Genomic DNA, 18,461 nt, shown 5'->3' on the forward strand with positions numbered 1-18,461 from the left:
GGCGCGGCGTCACTTCTTCCAGGGCCGGGAGATGACGCAGGCGTTGATGCCGCCCACGCCCATGGACAGCTTGCCCGCGCAGCCAGCGGGCGCCGCGACGGCCTCGTCGAACACGAAGCGGCCGTGGACGCGGGAAATCTGCTGGTTGAGTTCCTTGGGCTTCAGCGGCGTGGGGAACACCTGCCCGCGCCCGTAGCCCAGGTACTGCGCCGTCAGCTCCCAGCCGCCGCCCGCGGACATGCCGTGGCCGAACGTGCCCTTGCGCGCGGTGATGAGCACCGACTCGGGCAGCACGTCCCGCAGGTTCTGCACCTCCAGGTAGTCACCCGGGGTGGCGGTGGCGTGCAAGTCCCAGCTCCCCACGTCGTCGGCCGAGCAGCCCGCGGCGGCCAGCGCCTCGCGGATGGCCAGGGTGGGGCCTTCCTTGGACGGGGTGATGATGTGGTCCGCGTCCGCGGTGACGCCCACGGAGACGGGCTCCATGCCCAGCGGCTTGAAGCCCTTGGACGTGAAGTAGTCGTAGTCGCCCAGCACCCAGACCACCGCGCCTCCCGCGATGTGCGTGCCGCGCAGCGCGGTGAGGGGCTTGGAGATGGCGGCGTCGGCGGAGATGACGCGGGCGTTGTAGAAGCCGCCCACGACGAGCGGGTTGGGCGCCGCGTCCGTCATGCCCATGACCACGGCCTTCGCCTCGCCCAGCTGGAGCGAGTTCATGGCCAGCTTCAGGCCATAGCCGAAGGACGAGCACGCGGCGACGGGAGCGAACGTCATGCCGGTGATTTGACCCAGCATCGAAATCTGCGAGGCGGGCGTGTTGTGGATGTTCCACAGCACGTTGGAGGAGACGGCGTTCCAGGGCGGCTCCGGCGCGCTCCACTTCTTCTGCAGCCGGGCGTTGCGGGTGCGCTTCTCCTTGATGACGGCAAGCTTCGCGGACTCCACGTCGGCGCCGTCCGGCACGCCGATGGCCTCGATGTCGCGCAGCTCCGCCAGGTACTCGCGCAGCTCCGTGGACTGGGCTGTCCAGAAGTGCCACCACGCGTCCTCGGCCTCGTCGCGGATGCCTTCTTCCACCGACGACGGCTCCGGCGGCAGGCCCGCCAAAGGCTCGCGCGTCTCCAGCCACTTGCGCATCACCGCGTTGCGCTCCGGCGCGGACCAGAAGCGGTCCCACCGGCGCTGGGCGCGGTACAAGTCCAACGAGATGGACTGGATGGTGGGCAGGTCGCCCAGACCCGTGCCCACGTAGACGTGCGCGCGGGGCCCCAGGGCCTGCAGCTCCTGCTCCAGGCCGGGGTTCTGCGACAGCGACTGGATGAACGCGCCAATGGCGAACTGCGTCGGCTGCCCCATCTTCCGCTCCAGCTGCGAGAAGCGGTTGGCCGGGAAGCGCTCGTCAATCCAGGGCTTGTAGTCGGCCAGCTCGAACTCCGGCGTGCCGACGAGGAAGTTGTCCGGCCCGAAGCCGTTGAAAGGGGACAGCCAGCTTTCGGAGGACGTGAGGTTCCTCTCGAACGCCTCGATGTTCCTGGACCGGGGGGCGACGACGCCCCAGCCGAAGATGCCAACTCTGCGCACGGTGTGACTTTCCTTGGCCGCTACTCAGGGGGCGAGCGGCTCGATCTTCAGATTGTCGAAGTGGACCCGGCTCTTCCAGCCGGAGAAGCCGAAGTACTGATTGCGCGTCCCTTCCAGGGGCGAGGGGTCCTGGAGGGTGAGGAACGGCTGCCCGTCCAGCTCCCAGGAGAGGGTGCCTGCGCGTCGGGTCAGCTTGAAGTGGTGGCGCTTGCCGGGCACCACGGAGGCCCCGTCGCGCGTCACCCGGTCTGGCGTGTGCTCGCTGCGTCGGGCGATGGCCGACTGCGTGTTGCGCCAGCCGCCGAAGATGAACACGTAGCCCGTCGCCGTGTACTGCAGGCGCAGGTCTCCGGCGTAGAAGGAGCGACCGTCACCCCACGCCTCGATCTTGATGTCGCCGTCCGGGCTGTCCGTCCACGCGTCGAACTCAATCGTCGCGTCGCGGGGGATGGGCCGCTTGAGCCACACGGGGCGGTTGTGGACCATCTCCACCACCAGCGCGCCGTCCACCAGCTTCGTGGCGGAGGGGTTGGTGACGTTCCACGCGTCTCCCAGCGTGTCGCGGTTGAAGTCGTCCGCGTACGGGCCCGGAGGAATCACCGGCGCGGGGGGCGCGACGCGGGCGGGCATCCGGTCCGGCGAGTCCACGCGCAGGTTGTCGTAGAAAATCTGCGACTCGAAGCCGGAAAGGCCCAGCCGGTCATGGCCCTTGCCCTTGAGGGGACGCGGGTCGTCGAACTCCAGGAAGGCTTCTCCGTCGATGCTCCAGCGGATGAGCGTGCCTCGGCGCTCGATGCGCCAGTGGTACGTGCGGCCGGCCTGCACCGGCGTGCCGCGCGCTTCCACGCGGACGCGGGTGTCGTCCTTGAACACGGAGGCGATGTCCGCGGCGTCCGTCTTCGCGCCGTCGTCCGCCTTGTCACCCTGGGCTCCGGCCTTGCGCGCCGCGCGGCGCTTGAGCGCGTCGATGTTGGGCGCGCCCATGTCCAGCCGGGCCAGCACGGACATCGAGTTGTTGAACCCGCCCTGCACCAGGACGTACCCGGAGCTGGGGTCCACGCCGTTGCCGAAGACCTCCACCCGGATGTCACCCTCGGGCAACTCCGAGCGCACGGCGAACTCGATGGCCACGTCGTCCGGCAGCGGCGCCTGGAGCCACAGCGGGTTGTTCTTCACGCCCGGTGCCAGGAGCTCGCCCTGAATCACCCGCCAGTAGCCACCCACGGAGAAGAAGTCCCGCTTCACCACGCCCGGGTCCGCGAAGTCCTGGGTGTAGGGCACTGTCGCCGTCACGTCCGCGTCTCCGCGGAACAGGGCGTAGTGGATGAGGGGGAACTGGATGACGAGGACCAGCGCGGCGAGCACGGCCCAGCCCCGGCGCGACATCCCTTCCGGCTTCACCCACGCGGTGCTCGCGGTGGGCTCCTGCCGGGGGGCGGGCTCCGAGGGGGACTCCTGCTTCTTCTCCGACTCCTTGCGCCTGACCTGGCCCATCAATCCTTCGGGGGTTTTCCGGGGGGAAAGGCGGCGGAATGTACGCGCCACGACGCTGGAGGTAAAGCGCGGCCGGCGCCCGTCGGAGGTCGGCTACTTGACCCCCCAACGTTTCTCGAGCGCCCGCTGCTCCGCCTGCCGCAGCTTGGCGCGCTCCTTTTCCCCGCGTTGTTTGTCGGCTTCTTCAGGGGAGGGGCGCATGGCGAGCTGGTACACGGCGCCCGCCACGGCGAACAGGCCGGCGGCGACGATGACGCCCCAGGGCCTGCTGGCCACGGCGGCCACCAGCCCGCCGAACTGGTGCAGCGCCGCCAGCGCGCCGATGACGAGCACCCAGCCGCCCACCGCGGAGGCCACCAGGGCGCTGACCACCCGGTGCAGCAGCGCGCCGACGAGCCCGCCGATGATGAACCCCGGCGCGAAGCCGAGCAGGAAGTCCTGCGGCCCGGCGATCTGCCCGGCCAACAGGCCCAGCGGCACGCCCAGGCCCACGAAGGTGATGGCGGGCGGGAAGAGGAAGCCCAGCGCCAGGAGCACGGCCGCGACGATGGAGGGCGCCCGCGGGTCCAGATCCGGCAGGCCCAGCTTCGCGGTGACGGCGCCCGTCCACACCAGCCCCAGGAGCGCGCCGATGGGCCCGGCCAGCACCCGGAACACCCGGGGGCCTCCGCCCACCAGCAGCAGCGTCACCCCGGCGACACAGCAGACGATGCCCGCCCACATGGGGAGCAGGCGGTAGATGCCGACCCAGCCCGACGGGTTGAGCTCCTGATAGGCCTTGAGGGCCTGGAGGAGGCCTTCCATGGCTCCAACTCCTTGCATTGCGGCGCACCCGACGTTTGCCCCCAGGGGGCACGAGGGCGCCGACGATGTAGCTTAAGCGTAGCGGGTCAAGGCCAATAGCAGCAGGACGACGAAGACGGCGGCGGCGAGCAGGGCGAAGCCAAAGAGGGCCTTGGGGGTGGAGGTGCGGCGCAGCAGTTCCTCCGCCTCGGCCCGGTCCTCGGGGGTGGGACTGCCCGCCAGCAGACGCTCGGCCTCGCGTCGCGCGCCGGCGACGTCGCCTGCCTCCTTGCGAGCCCAGGCCGCCCGGACCTCGGGAGAGCCGGGCTGCTCGGGCGTCTGTCCGCCTTTTGCCATGGGCCCGCTCTATACCGGGGAATGCGAGTACCCGTCGACGGTATATAGATGCGCTCTATGTCCGTGCGGCGTCTGACCCGTCGAAACCTCCTGCTCGGCTCCGCCGCGCTCGCTCCGTTGCTGGCGGGGCGTGCGCACGCGTTCGGCGAGAAGAACCGCTTCATCCCCGCGGTGGCGAAACACGGCGGCCGTTGGGATGCGCGGCTGTCCGGCCTGCGGCGAATCGCGTGGGAACTCCAGCGCCGCACGTCCGTGGAGGTGGTGCCGGACGCGCGCCCCTTCGCGCTGAGCAGTCCGGACCTCTTCGAGTACCCCTTCCTCTACTTCGGCGGTGACGGGGCCTTCCCTCCGCTCAACGAGGCGGAGGTCTCCAACCTGCGGCGCTACCTGACGTACGGCGGCTTCATGCTGGCGGACGCCAACGACGGCAGCGACGGGGACGGGTTCGACGCCAGCTTCCGTCGGGAGATGGCTCGGGTGCTGCCGCAGAACCCGCTCGCGGAGGTGCCCTCGGGACACGTGGTGTTCAAGTCCTTCTTCCTGCTGGACGCGGCGCCGGGCCGGCTGCTCAACAAGCCGCAGATGATGGCGGCCAGCCTGGGCAAGCGCGCGGCGGTGCTCTACTCGCAGAACGACGTGGCCGGGGCGTGGAGCCGCAACGAGTCCGGGGACTACGAGTTCGACGTGAGCCCCGGCGGCGAGCCGCAGCGGGAGCTGGCGGTGCGGCTGGGCATCAACGTCTGCATGTACGCCCTCTGCCTGGACTACAAGGACGACGCCGTCCACCTGCAGCTCATCCTCAACAAGCGGCGCTGAAACACCGGCCCTACGCCAAGAGCCTGGATGAATTCCCCCACCTTCAACGCCTGGAAGCTCGTCAGCCTCTCTCCCCTGCCTTCGTGGGCGCTGGTGTTCCTCGCGCTCGGGTTGCTCCTGGGAGTCGCGCTGGCCGCCTGGGGCGTGCGCCGCGAGCCCTCGCGTGGACGTCGCGTCCTCTTGTGGGCGCTGCGCGTGGGCGCGGGCGTGGCCGCGCTCTTCTTCCTGCTGGAGCCCGGCATCCGGCACTTGCAGGTGGCGCGGATGAAGAACCGCGTCGCGGTGCTGGTGGACCGCTCCGCGTCCATGGGTTTCCCCTCGGAGCCCGGAGGCCCCACGCGCGCCGCGGAGGTGGCCACCTTCCTGGAGAAGGCCTCGCCGGCGCTCGCGGGACTCCAGGACCGCTTCACGGTGGAGATGTACGGGTTCGACCCGGAGCTGGCGCCGGTGACGCCCGCGTCGCTGGCCAAGGAGCCGCCTCGCGCGGGAACCACGGACCTGCTGGCCGCGCTGCGTGCGGCGGCGGGCGCGGGGCAGGGCGCGCGCAAGCTGTCCGGCGTGCTGCTGTTCAGCGACGGCGCGGACAACACGGAGTTGAAGTCGGGCGTGGTGGGCCGGGCTCGCGCGGCGCTGGCGGACCTGGGCGTGCCGGTCTCCACCTTCACCGTGGGCCAGGAGGCGCTGAAGGACCTGTCGATTGAAGGCCTGAAGGTGGATGACTTCGCCTTCGTGCGCAACTCGCTCACCGTGGAGGCGGAGATTCACGGCCGCGGCTTCCGGGGCCGGGAGATTCCCATTGTCCTCAGCCAGGAGGGCAAGACGGTGGCGACCAAGACGGTGCGCCTGGAGACCAACGACGACGTGAAGCCGGTGTCCTTCACCTTCACGCCGGACCAGACGGGGCGCTTCGTCTACACGGTGACGGTGCCCACCTTCCCGGACGAGGCGGTGACGGAGAACAACAGCCGCTCCTTCACGCTGAAGGTCATCCGGGACCGCGTGCGCGTGCTGCTGGTGGTGGGCCGGCCGTCCTGGGATGAGCGCTACCTGCGCGGCCTGTTGAAGCAGGACGCCAACGTGGACCTCATCTCGTTCTACATCCTGCGCACGCTGTCGGATGACCCGGGCGTGGCGAACGAGCGCGAGCTGTCCCTCATCCCGTTCCCCATGGAGGAGATTTTCGACACGAAGCTGGACACCTTCGACGTCGTCATCTTCCAGAACTTCGGGCACGCGGACCCGACGCTCTCCATCGCCGAGTACGAGCGCAACCTGGAGCGCTACATCCACAACGGCGGCGCCTTCGTGATGATTGGCGGCGACAGCGTGCTGGGCGAGGGCCGCGCCACCATGCCCACGCTGATGGAAGCCTTGCCCGTGGCCGCCGCGGGCCCCGCCAACGTGGAGCCCTTCACCGCGCGACTGACGCCGGAGGGCCTGCGCCACCCGGTGACGGCCATTGGCACGGGTGCGTCCAGCACCGAGGCCGCGTGGGGAGAGCTGCCGCCGATTCCGGGCGCCAACCTGACGTATGCGCGCCCTGGCGCCACCGTGTTGCTGGAGCATCCGCATCTCACCGCGAATGGGAAGAACGCGCCGCTCGTCGCCGTCTGGGACTATGGCCGGGGCCGGGCGCTCGTCATGGCCACGGATGCGTCGTGGTATTGGGCCTTCGCCGCGCACCGGGATGGCTCGCCCAGCCGCGCGTATGACCGCTTCTGGGGCAACGCGCTGCGGTGGCTGGTGAGGGACCCGGACCTGACGACGCTGAAGGTGACAGCGGACCCGCCGTCGGTGGAGCCGGGGCGTCCGGTGGCCGTGGTGGTGCAGGCGCGCAGCTCCGACTACCAGCCCGCGCAGGACGCGCAGGTGCGCGTGGAGCTGTTCTCGGTGGCGACGCAGAAGCCGGTGGCGGTGCAGACGGGCGCCACGGGGCCGGACGGCGTGGTGCGGCTGGAGTTCGCGCCGCCGGAGCCGGGGCCGTACAAGCTGCTCGCGACGGCGAAGAAGGGCGAGACGGACCTGGGCAAGGGCGAGGACGCGGTGGCGGTGCGCGCCGTGGGGCCGGAGCTGTCGGACGCCTCCGTGCGGCCGGAGTTGATGGAGCAGATCGCCAAGGTGACGGGCGGCAAGGCGTACAAGCTGCCGCAGGACGGGCTGCCGGACATGCCGCTGTTGGACCCTCCCGTGGTGGAGGTGGGGCGCGCGAAGGACCAGCCGCTGTGGGACCGCTGGTACTACCTCGTCGCGCTCATCGGGCTGCTCGGCGCGGAGTGGTTCGCGCGGCGCCGCTTCGGTTACGTCTAGGGGGCGCTGGGGCGCGTCCACGAGGTGGGGTAGACAGGGGCTTTCCGACCCGCACCCCATCTCGGAGTCCTCGTGCGTCACGTCCTCGCGCTCCTGCTCGTCTTCCTTCCGCTGTCCCCGACGTTCGCCCAGTCGCTGCCCCCGGACCTGGACGCCACGATTCAGAAGGCGATGAAGACCTTCGACGTGCCGGGCGTGGCCCTGGCCGTGGTGAAGGACGGCAAGGTGGTGCTGTCCAAGGGCTATGGCGTGCGCAGGCTGGGTGACGCTGCGCCGGTGACGGCGGACACGCTGTTCGGCATCGCCTCCAACAGCAAGGCCTTCACGGCGGCGGCGCTGGCGATGCTCGTCGACGAAGGCAAGCTCCAGTGGGACGACCGCGTCGTCGACCACCTGCCGTCGTTCCAGATGTTCGACCCGTACGTCACCCGCGAGCTGACGGTGCGGGATTTGCTCGTCCACCGCAGCGGGCTGGGGCTCGGCGCGGGAGACCTGCTGTACTTCCCGCAGTCCACCTTCACGGAGGACGAGATTGTCTCCAAGCTGCGGCACATCCGCCCGGCGACGAGTTTTCGCAGCCGCTACAACTACGACAACATCCTCTACCTCGTGGCCGGCAAGGTCATCGAGAAGGTGAGCGGCCGGCACTGGCGGGACTTCGTGCGCGAGCGCATCTTCACGCCGGTGGGCATGCGCGACAGCAGCACGCTGTCGAAGGCGCTGCGCGTGGGCAGCAACGTCGCGACGCCGCACGCGAAGGCGGATGGCGTGCTCAAGACCATCCCCGCCATGGGCTTCGACAACAACGCGCCCGCGGCGGCCATCAACTCCAGCGTGAACGACTTGTCGAAGTGGATGCTGACGCAGCTGGCCCGGGGTGTGATTCCCGGCACCGAGGGCAAGAAGCGGCTGTTCAGCGAGGGCCAGTCCCGCGAGATGTGGGCCGCGCAGACGGTGATGACCGTCACCGAGCCCTCCAAGCCCCTGGCGGCGCTGCGCGCGAACTTCGCCGCGTATGGACTGGGTTGGTCGCTGCGGGACTACCGGGGCTACAAGCTGGTGGGCCACGGCGGCGCGCTGCCGGGCTACTACTCGCGGGTGATGCTGGTGCCGGAGCTGGGGCTGGGCATCGCCGTGCTGACGAACCAGGAGGAGCGCGGCACGATTGAGGTCCCGGTGTGGACGGTGCTGGATGCGTTCATGGGCGCGCCCGCGACGGACTGGGTCGCCGCGTTCAAGGCGGATGACGACGCGAAGAAGGCGAAGGCGGAGGGACAGGTCGCCAGCCTGAAGGAGGGCAGGAAGCCCGAGAGCAAGCCGTCGCTGCCGCTCGAGGCCTACGCCGGGAAGTTCCGCGACGCGTGGTACGGCGACGTGACGCTGACGCGCGAGGCGCAGAAGCTGGTGCTGCGCTTCAGCAGGACGCCCGGCCTCGTCGGCGAGCTGGAGCACTGGCAATACGACACCTTCGTCGCGCGCTGGAAGGACCGCTCGCTCAACGCCGATGCCTTCGTGTCCTTCTCGCTGAAGCCGGATGGCACGGTGGGCGAGATGCGGATGCAGCCTGTCTCGCCGCTCACCGACTTCAGCTTCGACTTCCAGGACCTGCTCTTCACGCCCGTGAAGGAGGCCCCGAGCGCCGTCGCGCTGCCGGTGCACTGAGGTCGGGAGCCGCCCGCCTGGCCGAGATGCCAGGCGGGGCCTCCTCGCGGACGACGCGTTACGGCTGCTGCTTCTCCACCACGCCGCACGCGATGCGGCCGCCGGCGTCACCGGTCGGGTCCGTCTGGTAGTCGTCTTCCTTGGTGTGGACGACGACCGCGGAGCCGTCCTTGTCGAACAGCGACTTCACGGTGAGCCCGTTCTGGGAGAACGTGTCGAACTGCACCTTGCCGTCCTGGCCCACGTGGAGGTTGGGCAGGTCGCCCACGTGCTTGCCCTTCGGCGACATCATCCCGTGCGCCTTCTTCGTCGGGTTGAAGTGGCCGCCCGCCGTCTTGAAGTCCGGCGCCTCGCACTTGCCCGTCTCGTGGATGTGGAAGGCATGCTGACCCGGAGGCAGGTCATGCAGCGTGCCCTTGATGACCACGCCCTGCTTGGTTTGCTCGAAGGTGACCTCACCCACGTCCTTGCCCTGCGCGTCCTTCACCGGCGCCTTCGCCGTCTCACCCGGCGGAATCACCTTCTTCGCGGGTGCGGGAGCGGGAGTCTCCTGCGCGGGCGCGGCGGGCGGCGGGGCCGCGGGGGCCTGGGCCAGCACGGGAGCAGCGGCGGTGAGAACGGTGGCGGTGAGCAGCGCGCGAATCTTCATGAAGTAGGTCCTTCCTTCAGAGGGGAAATCAGCTCGGCGAAGGTGGACACTAGCGGTTGTTTCCGCACCCCGCTGGGAAACCGTGCGGGCGGGCAGACGCCCCGCCACACACAGGCTCACTCCTGGCCCGGAGGCGGCACCAGCAACGGCACCGGCACCACGCGCGACGCCCCGAAGGCTGGAGCCCAGACGCGCTGCACGTCGGGTCCATTGAGGAAGCGCACGATGGCCTGGAAGGCGGGCAGGGGACCGCCCAACGTCTCCGCCCACTCCAGCCCCCTGGGCGACAGGTTGGGCACCAGGGGACCCAGCTCCTCCGCGGACGTGGAGGAGCGGGTGACGCGCAGCCCCTCGTCCCTCAGTCGCTTGGGGACATACAGGGGCGCGAACCGCGCGTGCCGGTGGTCATGGACGCAGCCCTCTTCCTCCAGCAGCGCGGCGGACAGGGGCAGCTCGCGCACGTTGAAGAGGAGCTTCACCGCGCCCACGTGAGGGTCATACGGGCCGCGCAGCCGGTGGTCTCCCCGGGGAATCAGGCGCCGGTCCAGGTAGCAGAACGCGCGAGTCTCCGGTGGCAGCGTGCCCCGGTGCCGGGCCCCTCCGTACCGGTAGAAGGGCCGCAGGTGCTTCGCGTCCACCTCCAGCGGCGTGCCCACCTTGAGCGCGCGCAGCTTCGGCAGCAGCTCCTCCGACAGCCCATGCACCCGCGCGAACTCCGGCAACTCCTCCAGGGGCGACGCGGCGAAGGCGCGGATGCGCGCCAACAGGCGCTCCGGGTCCGCGTCCACCAGCAGCTCGTCGAAGCGCGTCTTCACCCCGGGCAGGCTCACCGGCACCAACGTGGTGAGGGCCTCGCCTTCCGCGCTCCACCGTGCATCCAAGGCGCTGGCCTCCGGCGTGGTAGGTGCCAGGCGCCACTCGGGCGCCTCCGGCGTGAAGTGCTGCCATTCGCCACGGCGCTCGAAGCGCGGCGGGTCCACGTGGCCCGGAAGCGAGGACCACACGGTGATGCACGTGCGCACCTGCGTGCCGGCGAAGGCGCCAGGGCCCAGGTCCACCACCTCGCGCAGCGTGAGCATGCGCAGCAGCGACTGGCGCAGCGGCGCGTAGAGGAAGGCGTCCAGCAAGCTCGCCGGGGTGATGAAGGCGAGCACGCCGGGCCGCGTGGAGAGCCGGTGCGCGGCGACCAGGAGGAAGAAGGCGAAGTCGTCCCGCAGGCTGGTGCCCGGTGGGAGCGCCAGCGGGAGCAGGGCGCGCAGCTTCGCGTAGGCGCTCGGGTCCTTCAGGACGGGCGAGGTGCCGTTGTAGGGCGGGTTGCCCACCCACAGCTCGCGATGCTCCGGAGGCGTCGTCGCGAGCATGGGCTCCATCCCACCTCGCAGCGTGTCGCCTTCGCGCACGTCGGCTTCCGGGACCCGGGCCTGACAGAGTCTGGCCACGGCGGGGTCCAACTCCAGCCCGCACAGCCGTGCTCCAGGCCAGAGCTTCGAGGCCGCCGACAAGAAGGCTCCTGCCCCACAGGCGGGGTCCACCACCGTGAGGGGTCCAGCTCCCAGGTGCGCCATCGCGAGCGATAGCGTGCGTTCCACCAGGGGCGCGGGCGTGAAGAACGCCCCCACCGCCTTGCGGTCCAGCCCGGGGAACTGGTGGACGAGCTTTTCTTCGTCGACGTCCAGCATCCTGTTCGCGGCGCGTGGCATCGAGGACTCATCCTAGCCAGCACTGACGCGGAGGGTGATCCATCCAAAGCTTTGCAAACGCACTCAAAGCCCACGATGTGATGTCCCAATCAATTCACATGCCCGGAAGTCTGAGATTCGCGGCCCCGCAATGCGTGACGCAAGCCCGCACCGCCCTCGCGGCGGGTTGTGCGCAAGTCGCCAGCCTACCCAGGTTGCCTCGACATTCCGCGAAACGCGCCCATTCCCACCAGCATCGCCCCGACGAAGAGCAGCACCGTCGTGCCTCCCACCGGGAGCGACACGAGGGCGGGGCCAGGGCAATAGCCTGACAAGCCCCACCCGATGCCAAAGAGCGCCGAGCCCGCGACGAGGCGGCCGTCCACGTCGGCTTGCGGCGGAGCAGGGAAGCGGTCCGCGAGCACGGGCCGCGCCCGTCGGAGGATGAGCCGGCGGAGCAGCGCGTAGGTGCCCAGCGCACCGGCCATGACGAAGGCGAGGCTCGGATTCCAGCTTCCCGCCACATCGAGGAAACCCACCACCTTCGCCGGGTCCGTCATTCCGCCCAGCCCCAGCCCCAGCGCGAAGAGCAGCCCCGCCACTCCCGCCATGAGCGCGGCCTTCACGAAACACCTCCCAGTACATGTCGGGAGATGAAGACGGCGATGGCGCCCGTCGCCATGAACGTCAGGGTGGCCACGAGTGAGCGCTTGGAGCCTCGGGCGAGGCCACAGACGCCGTGGCCGCTGGTGCAACCGCCGCCCAGCTGGGTGCCGAAGCCCACCAGGAGCCCGGCGACGAGCGTCGCGCCCACGCTGGTGAGGACCGGGGGACCGAGCGACTCCGGGCGGAAGGTCGCCAGCAGCACGCCCCCCACCGCGAGCCCGCCGAGGAAGGACGCGCGCCAGCCCCGGTCGGCCGGCGCGGCGGACAGGAGTCCTCCGGTGATTCCGCTGATGCCCGCGATGCGGCCGTTGAAGAGCAGGAGGAGGGCCGCGCTGAGTCCGATGAGGACGCCCCCCAGGAGGGGAAGGAGGACCGTATTCATGGTGAGTGCACCTGACGAGAAGAGAGAAGTCCGAGGAGCGAGGGTGACACGCCGCGTCCTGTCGGTGAGAGTCGCGTGGGCGGAAAAAGGATTCAGGGCCCGGTGTTGTTCGTGTCGGATGCGGTGGGCCACGCTCGCGGCGCGCGAGGGCCCGGCCGCTCATCACCCCTGGACAAGAGGGAGCAGGCGCGTGGCTGTTTCGAGCAGGGCAACGAAGCGCATCCGGAGCGACGCGACGCTCGTCGCGGCGGCGCGCGAGGGAGACCGTGAGGCGCTGGAGGCGCTGCTCGCCCGGTACGCCTCGCCGGTGTACCGCTTCGGGCTGCGGCTGTGCGGCTCCGAGGAGGAGGCCCGCGACGTGCTTCAAGAGACGCTGATGACCGCCTTTCGCGGCCTCCATGCGTTCCGGGAGCAGGCGCGCCTGTCCACGTGGCTCTACCAGGTGGCCCGCTCCCACTGCTCGCGGGAGCGGCGGCGGGAGGCGCGGGGCGGGGAGCGACTTCCCTTCGACGCCGAGGCCGTGAGGGCCGTGCCCTCCCTGGAGCGTGCTCCCGACGAGGTGGCCCACGCGCGGAAGATGGGGGCGATGCTCCGGGACGCGCTCGCGGCACTGTCCGCGTCGGACCGTGAGGCGCTGCTCCTCCGGGACGTGGAGGGCCTGTCGGCCGAGGAGGCCGCGCGGCTGACGGGCATCGACGTGCGCGCCCACAAGAGCCGGCTTCACCGCGCGCGCATGCGGCTGCGGGAGCGACTGGCGCGAGGGGACGGGGACTCCTGAAGAGGGGCGGGACCCAGGCTCCTTGGAGGCCCAGGCCCCACCCCCGCCCTCCTCCCCAGGAGCAATGACGGAGGAGGGCTACTCGGTGGCGTTACGCCTTGCTGGGCGTGGGGGGCGGTGTCGCCTTGGAGGTCGCCGCGGCCACCTTCGCCGCGACGGGCACGGGGGGCTGGACCGCGCCCATGTGCATCCGGTGCTTCACCTCCGCGAAGCGCTCGCTGGACTCGCGCTCCGGGAACAACAGCGACACGAGGACTCCCACGACGAAAGCCAACGGCATGGTGATGATGCCTGGGTTCTTCAGCGGAAACAGCGCGCTCGTGTTCTTCAGCAGGTCCACTTGTACGGTGGGCGACAGGAAGATGAGCAGCACCGCGCTGAACGAGCCCGTCAGCATGCTGGCCACCGCTCCATACGTGGTGAACTTCTTCCACGCCATGGACAGGAGCAGTGCGGGGAAGTTGGCGCTCGCGGCGATGGCGAACGCCAGGCCCACCATGAAGGCCACGTTCTGCCCCTTGAAGGCCACGCCCAGCACCACGGCCAGCACGCCGAGGAAGAGGCTGGCGAGCCGCGCCACCTTGAGTTGTTCGTGCTCGGGCGCCTCGCCCTTGCGCACCACGCTGGACCACAAGTCATGGGACAGCGCCGCCGCGCCGGACAGCGTCAGGCCGGCCACCACCGCGAGGATGGTGGCGAAGGCCACCGCGGAGATGAAGCCCAGAAAGCCCGTGCCGCCGACGACTTCCGCCAGCATGGGCGCCGCCATGTTGCCGCCCTTGTCCACGCTGGTAATCGCCTGCCGGCCCACCAGCACCGACGCACCGAAGCCGAGGATGAACGTCACCAGGTAGAAGTAGCCGATGAGGCCCGTGGCGTAGAACACGCTGCTGCGCGCCGCCTTCGCGTTGGGCACCGTGTAGAAGCGCATCAGGATGTGCGGCAGGCCCGCCGTGCCGAACATCAGCGCCAGCCCCAGTGAAATCGTCTCCAGCGGGTTGCTCACCAGCGCGCCCGGCGCCAGCGTCTGCGCGCCGTACTGCGTGGCCGCCTCGTTGAAGAGCGCCAGCGGGTTGAAGCCGAACTTGTACAGCACCGCTCCGGCCAGCGCGGACGCGCCCGCGAGCAGCAGCACGGCCTTCACGATTTGCACCCACGTGGTGGCAATCATTCCGCCGAACAGCACGTAGAGAATCATCACCGCGCCGACGATGACGACGGCGACCTCGTAGGACAGGCCGAAGAGCAGGTGGATGAGGTTGCCGGCGCCCACCATCTGCGCAATCAGATAGAAGCTCACCACGGTGAGCGTGCCCAGCGCGGCGGCCAGTCGCACCGGCGTCTGCTTGAGGCGGTACGCCACCACGTCCGCGAAGGTGTACTTGCCCAGGTTGCGCAGCGGCTCGGCGATGAGGAACGTCACCACCGGCCAGCCCACCAGCCAGCCCACCGAGTAGATGAGCCCGTCGAAGCCGGACATGGCGACGAGGCCGGCGATGCCCAGGAAGCTGGCGGCGCTCATGTAGTCGCCCGCGAGGGCGAAGCCGTTCTGCAGGGCGCTCACCCCGCCGCCGGCCGCGAAGAACTCCGAGGTCGTCTTCGTCTTGCGCGCCGCCCAGTACGTGATTCCCAGGGTGACACCGACGAAGAGGAGGAAGAAGAAGATGGCCGTGCTGTTGGGCTGGCCCAGCTGCGTGCCCGGTGTCGATGTGGGGTTCATTCGAGGCTCGCTCTCAGCGACGCAGTTGGCTCAGGGCTCGGTCGTACTTGCCGTTCGCCCAGATCATGTAGATGCCCGTCAGCGCCCAGGCGGTGACGATGACGACAGCGCCCAGGAGGATTCCCACCGACAGGCCGGGGGCTATCTGATGGCCCATCAGCGGCTTGTTGAAGGCCACCAGCAGGATGAAGCCGAAGTACGCCACCAACGTGGCCACCGTCAGGACGGCGGCCACCCGCCAGCGCGACGCGGCGAGTGCTTCCAGGGCGTCTTCTTGGGATTTCGAGGACATTTCTTGCCTCCAGTGTGACGTCGGAAGACCGAGGGGGAATCAGGGCTTCGCCCGCACGGGCGCGCCCTTGGTGAGCAGTTCATCCAGCACGGCGGGGTCGGCCAGGGTGCTGGCGTCACCCAGGTTCTCCGTCTCGCCGGACGCAATCTTGCGCAGCATGCGGCGCAGAATCTTGCCGGAGCGCGTCTTGGGCAGGCCATTGACCACGACCACACGGTCCGGCGTGGCGATGGGGCCGATGACGTGGCGCACCTGCTCCTTGAGCGCGCCCACCATCTGCTCCGTGGACGTCTCCAGCCAGTCCGGCTTCACCGTGACGAAGGCGCACACGCCCGTGCCCTTGATGTCATGAGGGAAACCCACCACGGCGGCCTCGGCCACGGCTTCATGCGCGACGAGCGCGCTCTCCACCTCCGCGGTGCCCAGGCGGTGACCGGAGACGTTGAGGACGTCATCCACGCGGCCCGTAATCCAGTAGTAGCCGTCCTCGTCGCGGCGGCAGCCATCGCCGGTGAAGTACAGGTTGGGGAAGCGCGAGTAGTACGTCTCCACGAAGCGCTGGTGGTGGCCGTACAGCGTGCGCGCCTGTCCGGGCCAGGAGCGCGCCAGACACAGGTTGCCGCTGACGCCGTTGCCCTCGATGACTCGGCCCTCGTCGTCGAGCAGCACCGGCTCCACGCCGAAGAAGGGCAGGGTGGCGGAGCCCGGCTTGCACGGCGTCGCGCCCGGCAGCGGGGAGATGAGGATGCCGCCCGTCTCCGTCTGCCACCACGTGTCGATGATGGGGTTGCGTCCCTCGCCCACCACGTCATGGTACCAGCGCCAGACCTCCGGGTTGATGGGCTCGCCCACGCTGCCCAACAGGCGCAGCGACTTGCGCGAGGACTTCTTCACCCACGCGTCGCCCTCCCGGATGAGCGCGCGCAACGCGGTGGGCGCGGTGTAGATGACGGTGGCCTTCACGTCGTCCACCACCTGCCACAGCCGGCCCGCGTCGGGGTACGTCGGCGTGGACTCGAACAGGACGGTGGTGGTGCCGTTGATGAGCGGGCCGTAGAGCAGGTAGCTGTGGCCCGTCACCCAGCCCAGGTCCGCCGTACAGAAATGCACGTCGTCCGGCCGCGCATCGAAGACGTAGTGGTGCGTGGTCGCCGCATACACGAGATAGCCGCCCGTGGTGTGCAGCACGCCCTTGGGCTTCCCGGTGGAGCCGGAGGTGTAGAGGATGAAGAGCGGGTCCTCCGCGTCCATCCACTCGGCGGGACAGACGCCGCGGTGGCGCGCCATCTCCACGTCCAGCCAGAAGTCGCGCTCCTCGGACATGGGCACTTCGCGCGACGTGCGCCGCACCACGAGCACGGACGTCACCTGGGTGAGGCCCTCGACCGCTTCGTCCGCGATGGCCTTGGTGGGAACGGCCTTGGGCCCGCGTGGACCCTCGTTCGCGGTGACGAGCACCCTGGCGCCGCAGTCGAGGATGCGCTCGCGCAGCGACTCCGAGGAGAAGCCCGCGAACACCACCGAGTGCACCGCGCCGAGCCGCGCGCACGCGAGCATGGTGTACGCCAGCTCCGGAATCATCGGCAGGTAGATGCAGACGCGGTCGCCCTTGCGGACGCCGTGGGCCTTGAGCACGTTGGCCACGCGGCCGACGTGGTGCTGGAGCTCCCGGAAGGTGATGGTCTGGTATTCGCCCGGCTCGTTTTTCGCCCAGATGATGGCGGCCTTGCCGGGGCGCTCCCTCGCGTGGCGGTCCACGCAGTTGTAGGCGGCATTGAGCTTGCCGCCGCTGAACCAGGAGAAGTCCACCTGCTCCGCGTCCACCTCGCGGATGGCCTCCGGGGGATGGAACCAGGTGAGCCGCTGGGCCTGCTCACCCCAGAAGGCGTCGGGCTCATTCAGGCTCTTTTGATAGAGGTCGCGGTAGTCCTCCAGCGTCTTCACGTGGGCGTGACGGGAGAAGTGCTCCTTGGGCGAGACGAACGAATCCTTCGCGGCAGTCATCGGAGGTGACCTCGGGGAGAGCAGGGGCGTCAGTAGAAGAACTGGAGCTGCGCGGTGCCTGTGATGCCGGTGTCCGCCTCGGAGATGTCGCCCAGGCGGGAGATGGCGACCTCCGTCTTCAGGTTGAAGGTGTGCTTCTGGAACCAGAGGTTGAAGCCGGGCCTCAGGACGAATGCGTCCTGCGCCACGACGCGCGAGTTGAAGTACTCGACGGACACCAGCGGCTCCACGTGGCCGATGCGATAGCCGAGCTCGGACAGGAAGCCCGTGCCGCTCTGCGGGCTGTCCATCCCCTGGCGGTAGGTGTACACGCCCGTCTGGAATACGAGCTCCTGGTCATTGCCCATGGGCCAGTCCAGGAACACGTCCGCAGAGAAGGCCACCGAGTCGTGCACGCCGCTGGCCGTCGCGACGGCGGAGGGCTGATAGTCCGCGCCCGCGCCCACGGAGAGGTGGGGCTTCTCGGTGAAGTAGATGCCCTGGAAGAAGAGGTCCTCCTCGCGGGTGAGGAAGTTCCACCGCACCATCGCCACGCCTCGGGGGATGTCATCCGGGTTGATGGCGGGCGCGTCCTCCCGGACGGTGCCCTCCGCGCCGTTGAGGATGGCGGCTCGGAAGCCGAGCGGACCCACGAAGCCGCGCAGCTGCACGCCCATGTCGCGCCAGATTTTTCCGACGCCCGGCGTGAAGCGGATGAGGTTGGAGTGGAAGTCGACGGTGTTGAGCGCGATGGCGCCCTGGAGGTTGTGGCGCGACAGCGGGGCGATGAGGAACCCCACGTCCACCCAGAGCTTGTCGACGAACTCGTAGGAGGCGAAGGCATCCTGGACGAAGAAGTCGACGTTGTAGTTGCCGTCCTTGCCGAAGTTGGGCTGGTCCGTCTCCATGAAGAACGACAGCCGCTTCGTGACGTTGCCGAAGACGAGCAGCCGCACGCGGCGCAGGAAGAAGTCGGTGCCCACGTGCCCGACGGGCGCCCCGTCCTTGATGAACTGGGCCTGGGGCTGCAGCAACAGGTTGATGTTGAGGTTCGCCTCGTCGTTGATGGTGATCTTCCCGGCGACCGCGGAGCCCAGGGGCAGCAGGGCGACCGCGAGCGTCAGCAGCAGCGGCAACGGACGCGTGGGGGGGAGGGGCATGCCCGTCGCCCAGAGCAACACTCCGGCCAATTGCCGCCACGCGAAGATTCAAGACCTTGCAGGTTGGCTCGCCGCGTCAGGATGTTACGGAAGGTGACGTGGGCGTTACCTCGGTAACGATTCGTGCAATGCGTCGTAACGAAGCGCGCGCGACG

General features: G+C 69.5%; 16 protein-coding genes. 4 read left to right on the forward strand and 12 right to left on the reverse strand.

The features are described from left to right. Window positions 1-9 precede the first annotated feature (9 nt). The 4 genes from HUA74_RS00045 to HUA74_RS00060 form a co-directional block, all read right to left on the reverse strand. Window positions 10-1,578 carry a beta-ketoacyl synthase N-terminal-like domain-containing protein gene (locus tag HUA74_RS00045; protein WP_174452938.1) on the reverse strand — a complete coding sequence of 523 codons (1,569 nt, stop codon included), beginning with the start codon at window positions 1,576-1,578 and terminating at the stop codon, window positions 10-12. Between the two features lie 24 nt (window positions 1,579-1,602). Continuing rightward, the gene (locus HUA74_RS00050; RefSeq protein WP_174452939.1) at window positions 1,603-3,072 is read right to left on the reverse strand and encodes a hypothetical protein; all 1,470 of its coding nucleotides are present in this window, start codon (window positions 3,070-3,072) and stop codon (window positions 1,603-1,605) included. 93 nt (window positions 3,073-3,165) lie between these two features. Further along, a complete protein-coding gene (locus HUA74_RS00055; protein WP_174452940.1) occupies window positions 3,166-3,876 on the reverse strand; it encodes a hypothetical protein in 711 nt (236 codons plus the stop codon). A 72-nt stretch (window positions 3,877-3,948) separates the two neighbouring features. Next, a complete protein-coding gene (locus tag HUA74_RS00060) occupies window positions 3,949-4,212 on the reverse strand; it encodes a molecular chaperone DnaJ (protein WP_174452941.1) in 264 nt (87 codons plus the stop codon). Window positions 4,213-4,269: 57 nt separating this feature from the next. Between HUA74_RS00060 and HUA74_RS00065 the strand changes: the two genes are divergently transcribed. The 3 genes from HUA74_RS00065 (at window position 4,270) to HUA74_RS00075 (ending at window position 8,997) form a co-directional block, all read left to right on the forward strand. Continuing rightward, window positions 4,270-5,028, forward strand: coding sequence for a DUF4159 domain-containing protein (locus HUA74_RS00065; protein ID WP_141640713.1), 759 nt, complete (start codon window positions 4,270-4,272; stop codon window positions 5,026-5,028). 27 nt (window positions 5,029-5,055) lie between these two features. Continuing rightward, on the forward strand, window positions 5,056-7,335 hold the full coding sequence (locus HUA74_RS00070) for a glutamine amidotransferase (RefSeq protein ID WP_141640712.1): 2,280 nt from the start codon (window positions 5,056-5,058) through the stop codon (window positions 7,333-7,335). Window positions 7,336-7,407: 72 nt separating this feature from the next. Further along, the gene (locus HUA74_RS00075) at window positions 7,408-8,997 is read left to right on the forward strand and encodes a serine hydrolase (RefSeq protein WP_141640711.1); all 1,590 of its coding nucleotides are present in this window, start codon (window positions 7,408-7,410) and stop codon (window positions 8,995-8,997) included. Window positions 8,998-9,055: 58 nt separating this feature from the next. On the opposite strand, the gene HUA74_RS00080 is transcribed toward HUA74_RS00075, so the two are convergent. The 4 genes from HUA74_RS00080 to HUA74_RS00095 all read right to left on the reverse strand — a co-directional run bounded on the left by HUA74_RS00080 (window position 9,056) and on the right by HUA74_RS00095 (window position 12,505). Further along, a complete protein-coding gene (locus HUA74_RS00080) occupies window positions 9,056-9,646 on the reverse strand; it encodes a superoxide dismutase family protein (RefSeq protein WP_174452942.1) in 591 nt (196 codons plus the stop codon). Between the two features lie 116 nt (window positions 9,647-9,762). Beyond that, a complete protein-coding gene (locus HUA74_RS00085; protein WP_174452943.1) occupies window positions 9,763-11,346 on the reverse strand; it encodes a class I SAM-dependent DNA methyltransferase in 1,584 nt (527 codons plus the stop codon). A 185-nt stretch (window positions 11,347-11,531) separates the two neighbouring features. Then, window positions 11,532-11,951 (reverse strand): DUF6691 family protein, encoded by a 420-nt coding sequence (locus HUA74_RS00090; protein ID WP_371745501.1) that lies wholly within the window; start codon window positions 11,949-11,951, stop codon window positions 11,532-11,534. Further along, the gene (locus tag HUA74_RS00095; protein ID WP_371817173.1) at window positions 11,948-12,505 is read right to left on the reverse strand and encodes a YeeE/YedE family protein; all 558 of its coding nucleotides are present in this window, start codon (window positions 12,503-12,505) and stop codon (window positions 11,948-11,950) included. The genes HUA74_RS00090 and HUA74_RS00095 overlap by 4 nt, the downstream gene beginning before the upstream one ends. A 58-nt stretch (window positions 12,506-12,563) precedes the next feature. Between HUA74_RS00095 and HUA74_RS00100 the strand changes: the two genes are divergently transcribed. Beyond that, complete coding sequence (locus HUA74_RS00100) at window positions 12,564-13,151, forward strand: RNA polymerase sigma factor (protein ID WP_371745499.1); 588 nt, start codon at window positions 12,564-12,566, stop codon at window positions 13,149-13,151. Between the two features lie 91 nt (window positions 13,152-13,242). Here HUA74_RS00100 and HUA74_RS00105 read toward each other — a convergent pair whose 3' ends face one another. From HUA74_RS00105 to HUA74_RS00120, 4 genes are read right to left on the reverse strand one after another with little or no spacing between them, the layout of a single operon-like run. Continuing rightward, on the reverse strand, window positions 13,243-14,871 hold the full coding sequence (locus HUA74_RS00105; RefSeq protein ID WP_174452946.1) for a sodium/solute symporter: 1,629 nt from the start codon (window positions 14,869-14,871) through the stop codon (window positions 13,243-13,245). Window positions 14,872-14,884: 13 nt separating this feature from the next. Continuing rightward, complete coding sequence (locus HUA74_RS00110; protein ID WP_141640705.1) at window positions 14,885-15,163, reverse strand: DUF485 domain-containing protein; 279 nt, start codon at window positions 15,161-15,163, stop codon at window positions 14,885-14,887. Window positions 15,164-15,202: 39 nt separating this feature from the next. Next, window positions 15,203-17,167 (reverse strand): acetate--CoA ligase, encoded by a 1,965-nt coding sequence (acs, locus tag HUA74_RS00115; protein ID WP_174452947.1) that lies wholly within the window; start codon window positions 17,165-17,167, stop codon window positions 15,203-15,205. 29 nt (window positions 17,168-17,196) lie between these two features. Then, on the reverse strand, window positions 17,197-18,306 hold the full coding sequence (locus HUA74_RS00120; RefSeq protein WP_174452948.1) for a hypothetical protein: 1,110 nt from the start codon (window positions 18,304-18,306) through the stop codon (window positions 17,197-17,199). Between the last annotated feature and the right edge of the window lie 155 nt (window positions 18,307-18,461).

It is taken from the genome of Myxococcus sp. CA051A (assembly GCF_013336705.1).
GTDB classification, from domain to species: Bacteria; Myxococcota; Myxococcia; order Myxococcales; family Myxococcaceae; genus Myxococcus; species Myxococcus llanfairpwllgwyngyllgogerychwyrndrobwllllantysiliogogogochensis.